The organism is Pseudomonas sp. UBA4617 (assembly GCF_002386445.1).
In the GTDB taxonomy this organism is placed as follows: Bacteria; Pseudomonadota; Gammaproteobacteria; order Pseudomonadales; family Pseudomonadaceae; genus Aquipseudomonas.
Genome location: NZ_DGIR01000039.1, coordinates 251,607 through 270,254, shown reverse-complemented (window position 1 = coordinate 270,254; position 18,648 = coordinate 251,607). Strand labels below are relative to the sequence as shown.

Genomic DNA, 18,648 nt, shown 5'->3' with positions numbered 1-18,648 from the left:
CGCGGCGTTATTACCTAAGAGGATTGTTTCATGGCCACAAACCGCTCCCGTCGTCTGCGCAAGAAGCTGTGTGTCGACGAGTTTCAGGAATTGGGCTTCGAGCTGAACCTGGAATTCAAGGAAGATCTGGATGACCAGGCAATCGATGCTTTCCTCGACGCGTTCCTGGCAGAAGCCATGGATGCCAACGGCCTGGACTATGTAGGCGGTGACGATTTCGGCCTGGTGTGCTCGGTCAAACGCGGCTCGGTCAGCGAAGAACAGCGTGCAGCCGTTGAAGCCTGGCTCAAGGGCCGCAGCGAATTGACCAAGATCGAAGTCAGCCCGCTGCTGGACGCCTGGTACCCGGAAAAACCGATCAACAAGGCCGAGTAATACCGGCCCGATCGCTGAAAAGGCCACCTTCACGGGTGGCCTTTTTTTTGCGCCGTGCTTTTCCCGGGTTGGTGCTTTTCTGTCGAACGTGGCGCATCGTCGCTGCGCTTGGGGCATAATGCGCATTCTTCCGTCCTGGGGCCATCATCCTTTACAGCCCCGATGCCCTTTCCCCTCGCCGTAGGGTGTTTACTGACTATGATCAAAACGCTTCGTCCCCTCGTACTTGCCGGCCTGCTGCTGCCATTCGCCCTGCCCGGCCATGCCGCTGCCGTGAATACCACCCTGCCCGCCAAAGTGCAGCAAGCCCTCAAGGCCAGCAAGCTGCAGGATTCGGCGCTGTCGCTGGTGATGCTGCCGCTGGACGGCCCCGGCACACCGACCGTGTTCAATGCCGACGTGTCGGTGAACCCGGCCTCGACCATGAAGCTGGTTACCACCTACGCAGCCCTTGAACTGCTCGGCCCGACCTTCCAGTGGAAGACCGAGTTCTACACCGACGGCACCCTCAGCAACGGGGTGCTCAACGGCAACCTGTACCTCAAAGGGGGTGGAGACCCGAAACTGAACATGGAAAAGCTGTGGCTGTTGATGCGTGACCTGCGCGCCAATGGCGTGCGCACCGTCACTGGCGATCTGGTGCTGGACCGCAGCCACTTCGTGCAGCCCAACCTGCCGCAGTTCAACGATGACGGCGGCGATGTGAACAAGCCGTTCCTGGTCCAGCCGGATGCCTTGCTGGTCAACCTCAAGGCCCTGCGCTTCGTGGCCCGAAATGACGGCGGCAAGGTCACCGTCGCGGTCGAACCACCGATTGCCAGTATCCGCATCGACAACCAGGTCAAGGCAGTCGCCTCCAGGCAGTGCTCGGGTGACGTACGCTACAACCCGGTGCAACAGGCCGATGGCATCAGCGTAACGGTCAGCGGCCAGCTGGGTGAGGGCTGCAACTCGCAGACCTACCTGTCGCTGCTTGACCATCCCACCTACGCCGCCGGTGCCGTACGCGCGATCTGGAACGAGCTGGGTGGCAGCATCCAGGGTGGCAATCGCTTCGAGAACGTGCCCAAGGGTGCACGCCTGCTGGCCCGGGCCTTCTCGCCAGACCTGGTGGAAGTGATCCGCGACATCAACAAGTACAGCAACAACACCATGGCCCGGCAGTTGTTCCTCAGCCTCGGCGCGCAGTTCCGCACCGATGCCGATGGCGACGATGCCCGCGCTGCCCAGCGCGTGGTGCGTCAATGGCTGGCGAAGAAGGGCATTACCGCACCGCACCTGGTGATGGAAAACGGCTCCGGCCTGTCGCGTGCCGAGCGGGTCAGTACCCGGGAAATGGCCGCCATGCTGCAAGCCGCCTGGAAAAGCCCCTACGCTGCCGAGTTCATCAGCTCGATGCCGCTGGTGGGCATGGACGGCACCATGCGCAAGCGTCTGAAACGCACGGCAATGACAGGTGAAGGGCACATCAAGACCGGCACGCTGAATACCGTGCGGGCGATCGCCGGCTTCAGCCGTGACAGCAATGGTCATACCTGGGCGGTGGCGGCCATCCTCAACGATCCGAAACCGTGGGGGGCATCGCAGGTGCTCGACCAGGTGCTGCTGGACCTGTACCGCCAGCCGAAGCTGGCCGACAGCACAGCGGCCAATTGACCGTCGTGCCACACCGGGTCGGCTGATGGGGTTCGCTGCAGGAGCGGACGCCATGCCCCATCAGCCCGACTCCCCCTCCACCCGGTCGCGCCCGGCCTGCTTGGCTGCATACACTCCGGCATCGGCGCGCAACAGCAGGGCATCGGCCCCCTCCCCCGGCCGCCACCCCGCCACGCCAAAACTTGCGGTCACCCTGCCCACGCCTTCCACCGGCACATTGCGCAGCCCTTTCCACAGCTCCAGCGCCAGCGACCGCGCCTGCTCGGCATCGCTGCCGGGGCACAGCACCATGAATTCCTCGCCACCCAGCCGGCAGAATACGTCGGTACGCCGCAAACGCTGGCCGATGCGCAGGCACAGACTGCGTAGCACGCGGTCGCCGACAGCATGGCCGAAACGATCGTTGATACGTTTGAAGTGATCGATGTCGAGCATGATCACCGCCAGCGCCAAGCCGTCGCGCTGGGCCCGCTCCAGCTCGGATTTCAGTCGTTCCTGGAAGTAGCGGCGGTTATGGATGCCAGTCAGCGAGTCGGTCACCGACAACCTGCGCAACTCCTCCTCGACGCTTTTCAGGTCGGAGATATCAGTCAGGTAGCCATGCCACAGGGTGCAACCTTGCTCGCCCATCTCCGGCGTCGCTTCGCCACGCACCCAGCGCAGCCCGGCACGCGGCAGGCAGACCCGATACTCTTCGCGCCAGGGCGACAGGTGCTCGGCCGAATAACGCACAGAACGGCGCACCCGCTCCAGGTCATCGGGGTGGATGCGCTCGAACACCACCGTCGCGTCCTCGCGCAACTGCTGCGGGTCAATTTCGTAGATGTCGTACAGGCCCATGCTGGCGTAGGGAAAACAGGAATGGCCGTTGCTATCCAGGCGGTACTGGTAGATACCCCCCGGTACTTCGGCACTGAGTTTTTCCAGAAGGCGGTCACGCGCCGCCAGGGCCTCGAGCACCCGGCGCCGCTCCGTGACATCGATGCAGATCGCCAGGTAGCCCGTCCACAGGCCCTGTTCATCGAGCATGGCGGTGACCAGCATGTTCGCCACCAGTTGGCTGCCATCGGCACGCAACAGGGTCCACTCCCCCGGTTCCGCGGCGTGTGCCTGCGCCGTTTCGGCGAACATGGCCTGGCCGCCAGCGATCGGCCGGCCGTAACGCAGGCTCAAGGCGTGGGCACGCTGGCTCAACTCCTCAGGCAGCATCAGGTCCTCAAGGCGCAGGCGGCCGATCGCCTCGCTGGCCTGGTAACCGAGCATGTGCTCGGCGCCAGCGTTGAAGGTGCTGACCACGCCCTTGAGGTTGGTGGCAATGATCGCCACCTGTGTCGCGGCATCCAGCACGCTGCGCAGCTGGTTATGGGTGTCTCGCAGTGACTGCTCGCTGACCCGCAGCTCGGCAGTGCGCTGCTCGACCAGGGCCACGGCGCGCTGGTGCTGGCTGAACAGGCTATAAAGCAAAACGCTGAGCAGCAGGCTCAACGACCCGCCGAGCAGGCTCACCGCCAACACTGCCAAGGAGCGGTTGCCCTGCACGAACACCAGGCTCGGCCTGATACTCAGCTGGAAGTGATGGTCGGCCATGTGCAACAGCTGTTTGCTGGCAAGCGCCAAGGGGGCGACCGGGTTCTGCGAATCGAACAGCACTTCGGGGCCATGCAAGCCGGTGGGGTCGACAATGCGTACGACCAGGCTGTCATCTGCCGCCACCGGTCGCCCGTCACTGACCAGCTCCCGCATGCTCAGCAAGGCCATGACATAGCCCACTGCCAGGTCGCTGGGCCTGGCATCGGCAAATACCGGCGCCACCATCAACAGACCCCGCGCATCCGTACTGGTATCGAGCCTGGCCAGCGGCCCGGAAATCGCCATGCTGCCTGGCTCCAGCGCCCGCGCCAGCGCCGCCTGCGATCTGGGCTGGGCAGCGAGGTCCAGCCCGATGGGCAGCCCGGGCAATCCGCCGGACTGGTTGTAAAGTATCGGGAAGTAATGGTCACGCAAAGGGGCGGGGTGCCACCGGCCGTGCTCGTCCTGGTCGCGGATCACATAACTTTGCCCGTTATGCGCACCCACCTGACGCTCGAATTCGGCGCGTTGCCCAGCTTCGACACGCGGCGCCCAGGCATAAGCCAGGTTCCGGTGCAACAATGGCCGGGTGTAGCCATCGAATTCGCGCGGGGTGATGACCCTGGAAAAGCTGAAGAACCGGCGCAGCCCGTCCAGGCGCTGCTGCTGTTCGTCAAAGCGTTCGGCGATACGGCTGAAACGCTCGTTGGCGAGCAGCTCGAAGCGCTGACGCAGCTGCTGCTGGTGGAAGGCCTGCGCAGCAAGCGCCAGAACGGCCGTCAGCAGGCCGCCCACCAGCAGCGCGACCAGCGCCGCTGCCCAGGCGGGCACCCGCTCTGTGCACAGGCCAAGCAACCGCGCACGCACGCCACCCTTCGACATACACCCGTCTCGTCACATCGGCGTCCTGCGGATTATCCTGCCCTGCTGTCAGTTATAGCTATTGGCCATTAGCCGCGCAATGTACCTCGTCGCCTCAACGCAGTTGCAAACGCCAGGCCCGGTGAATGCGGTTGTTGCGGGCAAAATCCGGGTCAAGTGTCTGGGCGGTGATTTCCTCCACCGCGTACCGCGTCATCAGGTGTTCGTCCAGCTGGAACTTGCGGAAGTTGTTCGAGAAGTACAACACGCCGCCCGGGGCCAGGCGGGCCATGGCCAGGTCCAGCAGTTGCACGTGGTCACGCTGCACATCGAACACGCCTTCCATGCGCTTGGAGTTGGAGAAGGTCGGTGGGTCGATGAAGATCAGGTCGTAGCTGTCGCGGTTGCCTTCCAGCCAGGCCATCACATCGCCCTGCTCCAGGCGGTTACGCTCGGAGAAACCGTTGAGCGCCAGGTTGCGCCGCGCCCAGTCCAGGTAAGTTTTCGACAGGTCGACGCTGGTGGTACTGCGCGCCCCGCCCTTGGCGGCGTGCACGGTGGCCGTCGCGGTGTAGCAGAACAGGTTGAGAAAGCGCTTGCCGGCGGCCTCGCGCTGGATGCGCATGCGCATCGGGCGGTGGTCGAGGAACAGCCCGGTGTCGAGGTAGTCGGTGAGGTTCACCAGCAGCCTGACGCCGCCTTCGCTGACTTCCTGGAAGCGGCCTTCGGTGGCCTGGCGCTCGTACTGGCGGGTACCACTTTGCCGCTCGCGGCGCTTGAGCACCACACGCTGCGGCGCGATGCCCAGCGCCTGGGGGATGGCGGCCAGTGCATCGAGCAGGCGCGCCTGGGCCTTGTCGGGGTCGACCGAACGTGGCGCGGCATATTCCTGCACGTGCACCCAGTCCTGGTACAGGTCGACCGCCAGGGCATACTCGGGCATGTCGGCATCGTACAGACGGTAGCAGCCGACCTGTTCGCGGCGGGCCCACTTGCCCAGTTGCCGCAGGTTCTTCTGCAGGCGGTTGGCGAACATCTGCGCCCCTTCCGACAGGCGCGCCGGCTCGCTGGCCAGCGCTGCCTGCAGGTCGATGTCCGCGCCTGGCGCGGCAGACTCACGGCGCTCGCCAGTCACGAACTGGTCAGGCTGCACCTTGAACAGCAGCAGCTTGCAGGGCAACGCGCCGTTCCAGAATGCGTACTGCTTGTGGCTGCGAATGCCCATGCGCTTGCCCAGCTGCGGTGCGCCGGTGAATACCGCTGCCTCCCAGCCCATGCAGGCCTGGCGCAGGCGTTCGCCGAGGTTCTGGTAGAGGTACAGCAGGCTGGCCTCGTCACCCAGGCGCTCGCCGTAGGGCGGGTTGCTGATGACCAGGCCTTTCTGGTTCTGGTCCGGGCGCGGTTCGAAGGTGCTGACTTCACCCTGGTAGATCTTCACCCAGTCACCCAGGCCGGCACGCTCGACGTTATTACGGCCCGGCTGGATCAGCCGTGGGTCGGCCTCGTAACCACGAATCCACAGTGGCGGCCTGGCCAAGCCGGCTTCGGCTCGCGCCTGCGCCTCTTCATGCACCTTGCGCCACAGCGCCGGCACATGGCCGAGCCAGGCACTGAAGCCCCAGCGTTCTCGCCTGAGGTTGGGGGCGATGTCCGCGGCGATCATGGCGGCTTCGACCAGGAAGGTACCCACACCGCACATCGGGTCAGCCAGCGCGCCACCTTCGGCGGCAATGCGAGGCCAGCCTGCGCGGATCAGCACCGCCGCCGCCAGGTTTTCCTTCAGCGGCGCGGCGCCCTGCTGCAAACGGTAGCCACGCTGGTGCAGGCTGTGCCCGGAAAGGTCAAGGGACAGGATGGCTTCGCCGCGGTCCAGGCGCAGGTGCACGCGCACGTCGGGGTCGATCTTTTCCACCGAAGGGCGCAGGCCTTCACGGTTGCGCAGCTTGTCGACGATCGCATCCTTGACCTTCAACGCACCGAAGTGGGTGTTGTCAATGCCGGAGCCATGGCCGCTGAACTCCACCGCCAGGGTGCCGTCGGCGGCCAGGTGGTCGGCCCAATCGACGGTATGCACGCCGTGGTAGAGGTCGTCGGCGTTCTTCATGGAGAAGCGCTTGAGCACCAGCAGCACCCGGTTGGCCAGGCGTGACCACAGGCACAGACGGTAGGCGGTTTCCATGTCGGCGCTGCCGCGAATGGCCGAGGTGTGCTCGCGCACATCATCCAGGCCGAGGGCCCGGGCCTCTTCGGCGAGCAGGGCTTCCAGGCCTTTGGGGCAAGTGAGGTAGAGTTCGAAACGGTCCGACATGAGTATTCCAGCGCCTTGGCTATTTGACTGACGGGGCGACGCATCGCCCCGCGATGTTTGCCCGCACCCCTTTCCAGCAGGCGTGCAGGTGGCCTTCCATGGCATGCGAGCATGTGCTGGAGGCCGGGCCGCCTGACCGACCTGCGCCTGGCCCAGGGGCAAGGACAGCTTAGATCATCAGGCAGTACGTAAAATTCTGGCGATGCCGGGGCGGATGTGACCCTTCGTCGCATTTCAAGTTATTTCTGTCATCTGCAAGCAGCGCTGGCGAAATGACGTCAATGATCGGCAAACCCTCATCACAGCGGGCTAAACGCTAAACAGGGTTGAGTCGCATTTATTTACTTATCCCCTCACCCTTGGAAAGGTTACGTCCTTATGACAAATCGATCATTCACACCGTGACCTGCATTCGATAGAACTGGTCTCAGGCCGCATCGCAACGAGGCGGCACTTTCAGCTCGCCACGCCGGCAGCGAGCGCACACCGGCAGAAAGACTCTGCCCGGCCTCGGAGAGGCCGACGGGACATTACAGTCAACAAGTGAGGGCAACACCCTATGAGAAGACTTAAGCGTGATCCGTTGGAAAGAGCATATTCACGTGGCTACCAATACGGGGTCACCGGCAAATCCCGCGAACTTTGCCCCTTCAATCTTCCATCTGTTCGCCAAGCCTGGATCAACGGCTGGCGTGAAGGTCGCGGTGATAACTGGGACGGAATGACTGGCACCGCTGGCATCCATAGACTCAACGAAAATCACGCCGTTGGCTGAACGAGGACACTGAATTCGATTTACCATGCACGCCCTATCCGGGCGGCGGGCGCAGCCCAGGGGCCCCTCGAAGGGGCCCTTTTTTTGCCTGCCGATCAAACCCGTGGCATCGCAGCGATAGCGTCTACCGCTTCGCGAATCAGCGCAGGCCCCTTGTAGATGAAGCCCGAGTAGATTTGCACCAGGCTCGCCCCGGCAGCGATCTTCTCGGCGGCATGCCGGCCTTCGGTAATGCCACCGGCGGCAATGATCGGCAGCTTGCCAGCCAGCTCACCCGCCAGCACCTTGACGATGTGCGTGCTCTTCTCCAGTACCGGCGCACCCGACAGCCCCCCCGCCTCGCCACCATGCGGCAGCCCCTCGACACCTTCACGGCCAAGCGTGGTGTTGGTGGCGATCACCGCATCCATGCCCGACTCGATCAGCGCGGCAGCCACCAGGGCGGTTTCCTCGTCACTCATGTCCGGGGCGATCTTGATCGCCAGCGGCACGCGTTTGCCATGCGTGCCAGCCAGTTGCTCGCGGCGCTCGGCCAGGGCATCGAGCAGTTGCTTGAGCGAGTCGCCGAACTGCAGGCTGCGCAGGCCCGGGGTGTTCGGTGAACTGACGTTGACCGTGATGTAGCTGGCGTCGGTGTAGACCTTGTCCAGGCAGACCAGGTAATCATCGACGGCGCGCTCGACCGGTGTGTCGAAGTTCTTGCCGATGTTGATGCCCAGCACGCCTTTGTAACGTGCCGCGCGCACCCGGCCGAGCAGGTGGTCGACGCCCAGGTTGTTGAAGCCCATGCGGTTGATGATCGCCGTGGCTTCCGGCAGGCGGAACAGGCGTGGCTTGGGGTTGCCCGGTTGCGGGCGCGGCGTGACCGTGCCGATTTCAACGAAGCCGAAGCCCAGCTGGGCGAAACCGTCGATGGCCGCACCGTTCTTGTCCAGGCCGGCCGCCAGGCCTACCGGGTTGGCGAAGTTCAAGCCCATGACCGTGACCGGCAAGGCCGCCGGCTGCTTGCACAGCACGCCGTTGAGGCCAAGCCGGCCACCGGCACCGATCAGGTCCAGGGAAAGGTCGTGGGAGGTTTCCGGAGAAAGCTTGAACAGCAGCTGGCGGGCCAGGGTATACATGGGCGGCAAGGCTCGGGGTGAATGAGGGGGCGATTATAGCCAGCGCGAAGCCGGCATGACAGCAAATCGTGGGGTGGCTGCCCCAGTGCTGCCGCCAGATGGCACATCGGTTGCACCAGACAAGCCCACAGCCTTATCAGTACGGGCGAGGAACCTTGTGAACACAGTACCCCGAGCAACGCCCCTGGCCTGGGTCAACGGCAGCGACGCACCGGAAAGGCCCAGCCTGAATATCGGCTACATGGCCCTGACTGACTGCGCCTCGGTGGTGGTCGCCGCCACCCAGGGTTTTGCCCAGCAACAGGGCCTTACTCTCAACCTCAAGCGCCAGGGCTCCTGGGCCGGGCTGCGCGACAAGCTGGTCAGCGGCGAGCTGGACGCCGCACATTGCCTGTATGGCCTGGCCTACGCCGTGCACCTGGGTATCGGCGGCGTACCGGCCAGAGCCATGGCCGTGCTCATGGGGCTGAACCAGAATGCCCAGGCCATCAACTTGTCGCCGGCCCTGCAACGCAAGGGGGTGAGCAATCCCGAGGCACTGGCGCGCCTGGTGCACCAGCACGGCGCACGCCTGACCTTTGCCCAGACCTTCCCTACCGGCACCCATGCCATGTGGTTGTATTACTGGCTGGCCAGCCAGGGCATCCACCCGTTGCGCGACGTCGACAGCGTGGTGCTGCCGCCAGCGCAGATGGCCGCGCACATCCAGGCCGGGCGCATCGACGGCTTCTGCGTGGGCGAACCCTGGGCTGCCGATGCGGTGGCCAGGGGCCAAGGTTTCACCCTGGCCACCAGCCAGTCGATCTGGCCGGACCACCCAGAAAAGGTCCTGGCCTGTGCTCGCGCCTTCATCGAGCAGTACCCCAACAGCGCCCGCGCGCTGATCAAGGCGGTCCTCGCCGCCAGTCGCTTCATCGAACAAAGCCCGGAGAACCGTCGCAGCACCGCCCAGCTGCTCAGCGGCAACGCCTACCTGGACACCCCGCTGGAGCGCATCGAACCGCGCCTGCTCGGCCATTACCAGGACGGCCTGGGCAACCACTGGCAAGACCCGCATGCCCTGCGCCTGCACGACCATGGCAAGGCCAACCTGCCATACCTGTCAGACGGCATGTGGTTCATGACCCAGTTCCGCCGCTGGGGCCTGCTGCGCGAAGACCCTGACTACCTCGGCGTGGCGACCCAGGTCCAGCAACTGGCCCTGTACCGTGAAGCGGCACAGAGCCTGGGCGTGGCCTGCCCCGAGCAGGCAATGCGCAGCAGCCTGCTGATCGACGGCACCCGCTGGGACGGCAGCGACCCCTACGCCTATGCCCGCAGTTTCAGCCTGCATGCCCTGGGCGAGCTGCCCGATGCCCGTGTCGGCGCGTGAGAGAAAACGACCATGTTGCGTATCCTGCTGATCGACGATACCCAGAACAAGCTCGGCCGCCTCAAGGCGGCACTGAGCGAGGCCGGTTTCGAGGTCATCGAAGCTCCAGGCCTGACCATCGACCTGCCTGCCTGCGTCGAAACAGTGCGCCCGGACGTGGTGCTGATCGATACCGATTCGCCAGACCGTGATGTGATGGAACAGGTGGTGCTGCTCAGCCGGGACCAGCCACGTCCCATTGTGCTGTTCACCGACGAACACGACCCTGCGGTGATGCGCCATGCGATCCAGGCGGGCGTCAGCGCTTACATCGTCGAGGGCATCCATGCCGCACGGCTGCAGCCGATCCTGGATGTGGCCATGGCCCGCTTCGAAAGTGACCAGGCGCTGAAGGCGCAGTTGCTCGCCCGCGACCAGCAGCTGGCCGAGCGCAAGCGTGTCGAGCAGGCCAAGGGCTTGCTGATGAAGATGAAGGACTGCAACGAGGAACAGGCCTACACCCTGATGCGCCGCCAGGCCATGAGCCGGCAGCAGAAGCTGATCCAGGTGGCCGAGCAGATCATCGCCATGCACGAGATGCTTGGGTGACTGGTTTGCTTTGAGGGTTGCGCCGCCTGTGCGATCCAGCGCCGCCCGCGCGGCGCATCGCGGGCGGCGCTCGGTCGCACAGGCGCCGAAACCTTAAGTCCATCACCAGCACCAGTTGGCCCATCTATTGCTAAATGAATTGCACCGGTAACCAACGGCGGTTGCCCACTTGATCCCGACAAAGACGTCGCTCTCCCCTCCACAGCCGTGGAGCGGGAAGCGGCGTCTTTTTCGTTCCGCTGCATTGCCAAGTGAGGTGTTCGATGAGTACCAGCTTCTGGAAATCCGGGCATGTGCCCACCCTGTTCGCCGCATTCCTGTACTTCGACCTCAGCTTCATGGTCTGGTACCTGCTCGGCCCGTTGGCGGTGCAAATTGCCGCCGACCTGCAGCTGAGCGCACAACAACGGGGCCTGATGGTCGCTACACCGATCCTGGCCGGGGCAATCCTGCGTTTTGCCATGGGCGTGCTGGTCGACCGCTTGTCCCCCAAGAGCGCCGGACTGATCGGCCAGGTGGTGGTCATCGTCGCGCTTGCGGCGGCCTGGCACCTGGGCGTGCACAGCTATGAACAGGCGCTGCTGCTGGGCGTGTTTCTCGGTTTTGCCGGTGCCTCGTTCGCCGTGTCGCTGCCGCTGGCATCGCAGTGGTACCCACCGCAGCACCAAGGCAAGGCCATGGGCATCGCCGGTGCCGGCAACTCCGGTACGGTGTTCGCCGCCCTGTTGGCACCGGCGCTGGCCGCAGGCTTTGGCTGGAACAATGTGTTCGGCTTCGCGCTGATTCCGCTGGCGCTGACGCTGCTGGTGTTCGCCCTGCTGGCACGCAATGCCCCGCAGCGACCCAAGCCGAAAGCCATGGCCGACTACCTCAAGGCCCTGGGTGACCGCGACAGCTGGTGGTTCATGTTCTTCTACAGTGTCACCTTCGGTGGCTTCATCGGCCTGGCCAGCGCCCTGCCCGGCTACTTCAGCGACCAGTACCGCCTGAGCCCGGTCACCGCTGGCTACTACACGGCCGCCTGCGTGTTCGCCGGCAGCCTGATGCGCCCGCTCGGCGGCGCGCTTGCCGACCGTTTCGGCGGTATCCGCACCCTGCTGGGCATGTACAGCGTGGCGGCCATCTGTATCGCTGCGGTCGGCTTCAACCTGCCCAGCGCAGCCGCCGCCCTCGCGTTGTTCGTCAGTGCCATGCTGGGCCTTGGTGCCGGCAATGGCGCAGTGTTCCAGCTGGTGCCGCAACGCTTCCGCCAGGAGATCGGCGTGATGACCGGGCTGATCGGCATGGCCGGCGGCATCGGTGGCTTCCTGCTGGCGGCCGGCCTCGGCACCATCAAGCAGCACACCGGCGACTACCAGCTGGGGCTGTGGCTGTTCGCCAGCCTGGGTCTGCTGGCCTGGTTCGGCCTGCATGGCGTCAAGCAGCGCTGGCGCACCACCTGGGGCTCGGCAGCCGTTACTGCGGCGCGGGTCTGAGGCACGCCGATGAGCCTGCAACTGCGTTTCGCCCAGGCCAGCGCCACCGGGCCGCGCGAGGAAAACCAGGACGCCCTGCGCCTGGTCACCCCGGCGCCGGAGCTGGCCGCCAGCAAGGGCTACCTGTTCGCCCTTGCCGACGGTGTCAGCCAGTGCGCCGACGGTGGCCTGGCGGCACGTGCCAGCCTGCAGGCGCTGGCCTTGGACTACTACGCCACGCCCGCGACCTGGAGCGTGGCCCAGGCCCTTGACCGCCTGCTGCTGGCGCAGAACCGCTGGCTGCGTGCCCAAGGCAGCGGTCAACCGCTGCTGACCACCCTCAGCGCGCTGGTGCTGCGTGGCCGCCGCTTTACCCTGGCCCACGTCGGCGACTGCCGGGTGTACCGCTGGCACGCCGGGCGCCTGCAATGCCTGAGCGAAGACCATGTGTGGGACCAGCCCGGCATGCAGCATGTGCTCAAGCGTGCGCTGGGCCTGGACCAGCACCTGCTGGTGGATTACCTGGAAGGCGAACTGCAGGCGGGTGAATGTTTCCTGCTGCTCAGCGACGGGGTCTGGGCCAGCCTGGGCGACCAGCACATCCAGGCGGTGTTGCGCGAGCAACCCGACCTGCAACTGGCCGTCGATACCCTGGTCGCCAGCGCGCACCTCAACGGCAGCCAGGACAACGCCAGTGCCTTGCTGGTGCAGGTCGAGCAGACGGGCACGGCCAACCTCGGCGACACCTTGGCACAGTTGCAGCAATGGCCTGTGCCCGGCTCGCTGCGCGAGGGCCAGCTCATCGATGGCTGGCACGCCGAAAAGCTGCTGGCGCACAGCCGCCAGTCGCTGCTGTACCGGGTACGCGATGGCCAAGGCCAAGCCTGGCTGCTCAAGACTCTCCCCGCCGGGCGCGAGCAGGAGCCCGGCGCGGCGCAAGCCCTGCTGTTGGAGGAGTGGTTCCTGCGCCGGGTCGCCGGTCGGCACTTTCCCGAACTGCACGCGGCCAACCAGCGCCAGCACCTGTACTACGTGATGCGCGAATACCCCGGCCAGAACCTGGCGGCGCTGCTCGCCGAGCATGGCCCACTGCCCCTGTCGCAGTGGCTGGAGCTGGCCCGGCAACTGCTGCAGGCGGTCGGCGTGCTGCACCGGCGCAACCTGCTGCACCGCGACATCAAGCCGGAGAACCTGCACCTGGGCAGCGACGGCCAGCTGCGCCTGCTGGACTTCGGCCTGGCCTACTGCCCCGGCCTGTCCGAAGACGCGCTGCACGAGCTGCCGGGCACGCCCTCGTACATTGCCCCGGAAGCGTTCGATGGCCAACCGCCGAGCCCGCGTCAGGACCTGTATGCCGTGGGCGTCACGCTGTACCACCTGCTGACCGGGCATTACCCGTACGGCGAGGTCGAGGCTTTCCAGCGCCCGCGCTTCGGCCAGCCGGTCAGTGCCGCGCGCTATCGCCCCGACTTGCCGGAATGGCTGCAGCACAACTTGCAGCAGGCGGTGGCGGCCGACCCGGCGCAACGTTTCGAAACCGCCGAACACTGGTTGCTGCTGCTCGAGCGCGGCGACCGCCAGGAACTGCCCGACCGGCCACGCCCACTGCTGGAACGCGAGCCACTGAAGGTGTGGCGCACCCTGGCCCTGTTGTCCTTGCTGTTCAACCTGATCTTGCTGCTCACCCTGCTCAAGGGCTGAACGCACCTTGCCGATGAGGAAATGCTGATGAATGCGAAAGTCTGGCTGGTCGGTGCCGGCCCTGGCGACCCCGAGCTGCTCACCCTCAAGGCCGTACGTGCCCTGCAGCAGGCCGCCGTGGTGATGATCGACGACCTGGTCAACCCGGCCGTACTGGAACATTGCCCCCAGGCCCGGGTGATCGGCGTAGGCAAGCGCGGTGGCTGCCGCTCTACCCCGCAGGCGTTCATCCAGCGCCTGATGTTGCGTCATGCCCGGCAAGGGCGTTGCGTGGTGCGGCTCAAGGGCGGCGACCCGTGCATTTTTGGCCGGGGTGGCGAAGAGGCGATGTGGCTGCAGGGGCATGGCATCGAGGTGGAAGTGGTCAATGGCATCACGGCCGGGCTGGCCGGGGCCACGCAGTGTGGCATTTCCCTGACCTCACGCGGTGTGAGCCGGGGCGTGACGCTGGTGACGGCGCACACCCAGGACGACAGCGAACTGAACTGGAAAGCCTTGGCCCAGGGCGGAACGACGCTGGTGGTTTACATGGGTGTGGCGCGGCTGGAGCAGGTGCGCCAGGGGCTGCTGGACGGCGGCATGGCGCCGGGAACGCCGGTGGCGATGATCGAAAATGCCTCGTTACCGCAGCAGCGGACGTGCTGGAGCGATGTACAGGGGATGGTGGAGGTTGCGCGAGGGTTTGGCTTGCGTAGCCCGGCGATATTGGTGATCGGAGAGGTGGTTGGGGCACAGGTAGCCCGGGAACAGGTGGCAGTTGCTGGGTGATGTGCTGCCTGCGCCGCTCCCGCCAGGCCCATGCGAAGCCGAAAAACAGGCAAAGAAAAACCCGGCCAAAGCCGGGTTTTTCTTGAAGCTTCAAACCAATTACTTGGCCTGGGCTTCTACCTGAGCTTCAACGCGACGGTTGATAGCGCGGCCTTCTTCGGTGGCGTTGTCGGCAACCGGACGGGTTTCGCCGTAGCCTACCGAGTCAACACGGCTGGCTTCTACGCCGTACTGCTGGGTCAGGACCTGCTTGACAGCGTTGGCACGACGCTCGGACAGCTTCTGGTTGTAAGCGTCTGGGCCGACGGAGTCAGTGTGACCTTCCACGGTGGTGGTGGTCTGTGGGTACTGCTTCATGAAGTCAGCCAGGTTCTTGATGTCGCCGTAGCTGTTTGGCTTGACGACCGACTTGTCGAAGTCGAACTTGACGTCCAGCTCAACGCGAACGACTTCGGCAACAGCCGGGCAGCCATCAGCGTCAACGGTAACGTTGGCCGGGGTGTCCGGGCACTTGTCAACGTTGTCGCAAACGCCGTCGTTGTCGGAGTCGGAGCAGACTTCGGCAACAGGAGCCGGAGCAGCTTCAGCTTGCTTCGGGCTACCGCCGAAGTTCAGGCCAACGCCAACGCTCGGGGCCCACTCGGTGTCGCCCTGGTCGATGTTGTACTGAGCTTCAACGCCAGCACGGGCGTAGAACATGTCGGTGATGTACCACTTGGCGCCAGCGCCAACGTTGGCGAAGGTGGAGTGGTCACGACCGCCACGGCCGGTCTGGCCCAGCGACTGGTGCGAGAAACCAGCGGAAACGTACGGACGGATAGCGTCGTACGGGTTGTTGAAGTGGTAAACGGCGTCCAGGGCGGTGTTCGAGCCCTTGATGTTCTTGCCGTCTTCGCCACGAGCGTTGTGAACTTCGTCGTAGCCCAGACGCAGCTCGACGTCGTCGGTCAGGAAGTAACCGATCGAACCGCCGAACAGGTTGCCGTCGTTCTTGAAGTCGCGCTGGCTGTCGAAGAACTCTTTCTTGTAGAAGACTTCAGTTTCGACGGCGCCTTGGCCTTGCGCCATAGCGCCAATCGAAGTGGCGGCTACAAGCGAACCAATGGCCAAGCCCAAGGTGTTTTTCAATTTCATCCGTTAAATCCCCATCTGGTGATAGTTAAGCAGTCCCACCACAAACAAGGGGGACAACTCGACGGCAAGTCTAGCAGAACTCGCCGGTTCGTTAGAGATATTTGCAAGCCCCTAAGTTTCATCAAGGCCGGCAAATTTCTCCCGAAGCTTGTCAAGCGCGCGCTTGTAGCGCATTTTCGTCGCGCTCAGGCCCATGTGCATGATGTCGGCAATTTCCTGAAATTCCAGCTCTGCGACAAAACGTAGCACCAGAATTTCCCGGTCAATCGGGTTCACATGCACCAGCCACTTGTCCAGCCCGCCTTTTTCTTCCGGTTTCGGAGCCTTTTCTTCGGACGCCTCTTCGACAGGGTCCAGACTCAAGGCATCCATCAACCGCCGCTTGCGGCGCTCCTTGCGGTACTGGGTAATGCATTCGTTGTAGGTGATGCTATAGAGCCAGGTCTTGAACTTGGATTTGCCCTCGAAGTTCTTCAACCCATACAGCACCTTCAGCATGACCTCCTGACAGACATCGTCCGCGTCACGGTCGTTCCCCAGATAACGTGCACAGACGTTGAACAGGGTCCGTTGATAGCGCCGCATGAGTTCCTCATAGGCGCGGGTAACGTGGTACAGCTCCTCATGCGAACGCGCCACCAACTCTTCGTCGGTGAGCTCGCGGGGGTCATAGCGCATGGGCGGCGAATGAACTTTATTCAAAACGGATCTGGCCGACAGTCAGGTCAATGTCGCCGCGCGACCCCGTGGGTCGATTTTCGCGGCGGCATACATTAACAGCTTTTGTGCGGTTAGCGGCTATTGACTCGCTGTTCCAACAACTCGCGGTTGGACAACGACACCAGTTCGCCATCATCGGTCAGCAGCGTGGTCTTCACCGTACCGATCTCCTCGATTTGCCCTTCTACCTCGCCAATCCGCACCTGCTGGCCGACCTGGTACAGCTCGCGCACGTAGATGCCAGCCAGGATCTGCCCGGCAATTTCGCGGCTACCAAGGCCCATTGCCAGCGCAACGGCCAGACCAACGGTAATCAGCCCGATCACGATCACATGGTTGAGCAGGTCGGTTTTCACTTCCAGCTGGCTGATGGCCACCGAGATGCTGATGATGATCACCAGGCCCTGGGTAATGCGCCCCAGCCCTGCCGAGTATTCCAGACCAATGCCTTCGGCAGCGCCACGCACCAGGCCGTTGGCGACCTGGGCCAGGAGCACGCCGGCGAGCAGCACCAGCGCCGCGCCGAATACCTTCGGCAGGTACAGGGCGAGCATGTCGAGGGTCGCCGAGACTCGCTCAAGGCCCAGCGACTCTGCGGCCGAGACCAGGAAAATGAGCAGCACGAACCAGTACACGACCTTGCCGATCAAGGTCGAGATCGGCACCTGGATGCCGACCCGGCCCAGCATCTTGGTCAGCCCGGTACCGGCCATCAGGCGGTCCAGGCCGAATTTGGCAAGCAGCTTGGACAGCAGCGTGTCGAGCAGCTTGGCCACCACGAAACCAAGCAGCACCACGACCAGCGCGCCGAACAGGTTGGGGATGAAGTTCGCTACCTTGGTCCAAAGGGCAGTCATGGCAGTGACCAGGCTCTGGGTCCAGAGATCGAGTTCCATATTCAATCGGCCTTATCTGCTTTGCTGCCACTGGCAGCGTTGCGGGAAGAGTGTCGACGCACCGGCGCAACATGCGCCGCGCCATTGTTCACGGCGATCAGCAGCGCCTGGCTCCAGCGGCCAAGCAGGCTGAACAGATCACCGGCACCAACCTGGCGGTTGGCAGTTTTCAGCACGCGACCCAGGCAGGCGGCGTCATCCCGGTCGTCCCGGTCATTGCCGGAGGGTGACGCCTTGAGCAGGTCACGCAGGGATTCTTCAAACGGATCGTGCATGGGCACCTCGCGCAGTGTCAGTCAGAGACGAGATGGCCGGGCGATGGGTCACACATTCATACCCATCGCAACCGGCGGAACAGCCACCACTGCCCCACCGCCAGCCCCAGCACCACGATGCAGGCGAACAGGAAGCCATAGGGGTTTTCCGCCCCCGGGATGCCGCCGACGTTGATGCCCAGCAACCCGGTGACGAAACTCATGGGCAGGAAGATGCAGGTGATGATGCCGAAACGGTACATGGTCCGGTTCATCCGCTCGCTGCGCCGGCGATCCTGGCTTTCCAGCACCAGCGCGGCACGTTCGCGGGCCAGTTCCAGCTCTTCGAGATAGCGGATCAGGCTGTTGTTGAGTTCGTTCCAGTAATCGGCGTCGGCGTTGGCGAACCAGCTCCATTTGCTGCGCGACAGCTGGGCGTAGATCTCCCGCTGCGGGGCGAGAAAACGACGCAGGCTGGCAGCGCGCCGGCGAATCTGCTGCAGGCAACCGTTCTCCGGTGTATACCGCTCGTCGGATTCGACCTTTTCTTCCTCCAGGTCGACCTGTTCGGACAGGTCACTGACCAGGCCCTGAACCTTTTCCGTCAGCAGTTCGCCCATCAGCAGCAAGAGCTCGGAGGCCGATTTCGGCCCTCTGCCCTCTTCGAGCTGCTGGAGAATCTCGTCACTGGCACGCAAAGGCCGCAGGCGCAGCGAAATGACCCGCTGCGCTTCGGCGAAGATGCGCACCGAGACCATGTCTTCAGGCTCGGCACCCGGGTTGAGGTTGACCCCACGCAGGAACAGCAACAGTTGCTCTTGCGCCATGGGCAGCAGGCGCGGGCGGGTATTCTCCTCGAGCAGCAGCTCGCAGGCAAATTCGCTGAGCCCGCTGTCGTGCAGCAGCCAGGTGCGGGTTTGCGGATGGCTGCGGTCCCAGTGCAACCACAGGCTTTGCCCGGGTTGCAGTTGCAGGCTGTCCAGTTCGGTACGGGCAATCGAGCGCGCGCCGCCCTTGCCATCGAGCACCAGGGCATGCACCAGCCCCCACTGCGCGTTGTCTTCCTCGAACATCAAAGCTCCATCAGCGCGTGCGG

16 protein-coding genes are annotated in these 18,648 nt (G+C 64.2%); 8 read left to right on the top strand and 8 right to left on the bottom strand.

From position 1 onward, the window contains the following. Positions 1-30 precede the first annotated feature (30 nt). A complete protein-coding gene (locus tag B4L76_RS18575) occupies positions 31-375 on the top strand; it encodes a YggL family protein (RefSeq protein WP_004376110.1) in 345 nt (114 codons plus the stop codon). A 198-nt stretch (positions 376-573) separates the two neighbouring features. After that, a complete protein-coding gene (gene dacB / locus B4L76_RS18570; RefSeq protein ID WP_296234521.1) occupies positions 574-2,031 on the top strand; it encodes a D-alanyl-D-alanine carboxypeptidase/D-alanyl-D-alanine endopeptidase in 1,458 nt (485 codons plus the stop codon). 60 nt (positions 2,032-2,091) lie between these two features. On the opposite strand, the gene B4L76_RS18565 is transcribed toward dacB, so the two are convergent. Both B4L76_RS18565 and rlmKL read right to left on the bottom strand, forming a co-directional pair. Further along, positions 2,092-4,482, bottom strand: a complete 2,391-nt coding sequence (locus B4L76_RS18565; protein ID WP_296234519.1) for a sensor domain-containing diguanylate cyclase — start codon at positions 4,480-4,482, stop codon at positions 2,092-2,094. Positions 4,483-4,576: 94 nt separating this feature from the next. Further along, on the bottom strand, positions 4,577-6,769 hold the full coding sequence (rlmKL, locus tag B4L76_RS18560; protein ID WP_296234517.1) for a bifunctional 23S rRNA (guanine(2069)-N(7))-methyltransferase RlmK/23S rRNA (guanine(2445)-N(2))-methyltransferase RlmL: 2,193 nt from the start codon (positions 6,767-6,769) through the stop codon (positions 4,577-4,579). A 559-nt stretch (positions 6,770-7,328) separates the two neighbouring features. On the opposite strand from rlmKL, the gene rmf reads away from it, so the two are divergent. Beyond that, entirely contained in the window at positions 7,329-7,544 is a 216-nt protein-coding gene (gene rmf / locus B4L76_RS18555; RefSeq protein ID WP_003248687.1) for a ribosome modulation factor, read from the top strand. A gap of 95 nt (positions 7,545-7,639) precedes the next feature. On the opposite strand, the gene B4L76_RS18550 is transcribed toward rmf, so the two are convergent. Next, positions 7,640-8,665, bottom strand: a complete 1,026-nt coding sequence (locus B4L76_RS18550; protein ID WP_296234502.1) for a quinone-dependent dihydroorotate dehydrogenase — start codon at positions 8,663-8,665, stop codon at positions 7,640-7,642. A 157-nt stretch (positions 8,666-8,822) separates the two neighbouring features. Between B4L76_RS18550 and B4L76_RS18545 the strand changes: the two genes are divergently transcribed. The 5 genes from B4L76_RS18545 to cobA all read left to right on the top strand — a co-directional run bounded on the left by B4L76_RS18545 (position 8,823) and on the right by cobA (position 14,548). After that, positions 8,823-10,037, top strand: a complete 1,215-nt coding sequence (locus B4L76_RS18545) for a CmpA/NrtA family ABC transporter substrate-binding protein (protein ID WP_296234501.1) — start codon at positions 8,823-8,825, stop codon at positions 10,035-10,037. Between the two features lie 12 nt (positions 10,038-10,049). Next, complete coding sequence (locus tag B4L76_RS18540) at positions 10,050-10,625, top strand: ANTAR domain-containing response regulator (protein ID WP_296234499.1); 576 nt, start codon at positions 10,050-10,052, stop codon at positions 10,623-10,625. Positions 10,626-10,888: 263 nt separating this feature from the next. Then, a complete protein-coding gene (locus tag B4L76_RS18535) occupies positions 10,889-12,100 on the top strand; it encodes a nitrate/nitrite transporter (RefSeq protein WP_296234497.1) in 1,212 nt (403 codons plus the stop codon). Between the two features lie 9 nt (positions 12,101-12,109). Further along, entirely contained in the window at positions 12,110-13,780 is a 1,671-nt protein-coding gene (locus B4L76_RS18530; protein ID WP_296234496.1) for a bifunctional protein-serine/threonine kinase/phosphatase, read from the top strand. Positions 13,781-13,807: 27 nt separating this feature from the next. Next, positions 13,808-14,548, top strand: a complete 741-nt coding sequence (gene cobA / locus B4L76_RS18525; protein WP_296234494.1) for a uroporphyrinogen-III C-methyltransferase — start codon at positions 13,808-13,810, stop codon at positions 14,546-14,548. A gap of 99 nt (positions 14,549-14,647) precedes the next feature. On the opposite strand, the gene B4L76_RS18520 is transcribed toward cobA, so the two are convergent. The 5 genes from B4L76_RS18520 to B4L76_RS18500 form a co-directional block, all read right to left on the bottom strand. Next, positions 14,648-15,682 carry an OmpA family protein gene (locus B4L76_RS18520; protein WP_170029049.1) on the bottom strand — a complete coding sequence of 345 codons (1,035 nt, stop codon included), beginning with the start codon at positions 15,680-15,682 and terminating at the stop codon, positions 14,648-14,650. 111 nt (positions 15,683-15,793) lie between these two features. Continuing rightward, positions 15,794-16,360, bottom strand: coding sequence for an RNA polymerase sigma factor SigX (sigX, locus tag B4L76_RS18515; RefSeq protein WP_033696348.1), 567 nt, complete (start codon positions 16,358-16,360; stop codon positions 15,794-15,796). 113 nt (positions 16,361-16,473) lie between these two features. After that, entirely contained in the window at positions 16,474-17,298 is an 825-nt protein-coding gene (locus tag B4L76_RS18510; protein ID WP_170029048.1) for a mechanosensitive ion channel family protein, read from the bottom strand. Between the two features lie 2 nt (positions 17,299-17,300). After that, positions 17,301-17,573, bottom strand: a complete 273-nt coding sequence (locus B4L76_RS18505) for a CrfX protein (protein WP_296234491.1) — start codon at positions 17,571-17,573, stop codon at positions 17,301-17,303. 56 nt (positions 17,574-17,629) lie between these two features. Next, positions 17,630-18,625 carry a zinc transporter ZntB gene (locus tag B4L76_RS18500; RefSeq protein WP_296234490.1) on the bottom strand — a complete coding sequence of 332 codons (996 nt, stop codon included), beginning with the start codon at positions 18,623-18,625 and terminating at the stop codon, positions 17,630-17,632. Between the last annotated feature and the right edge of the window lie 23 nt (positions 18,626-18,648).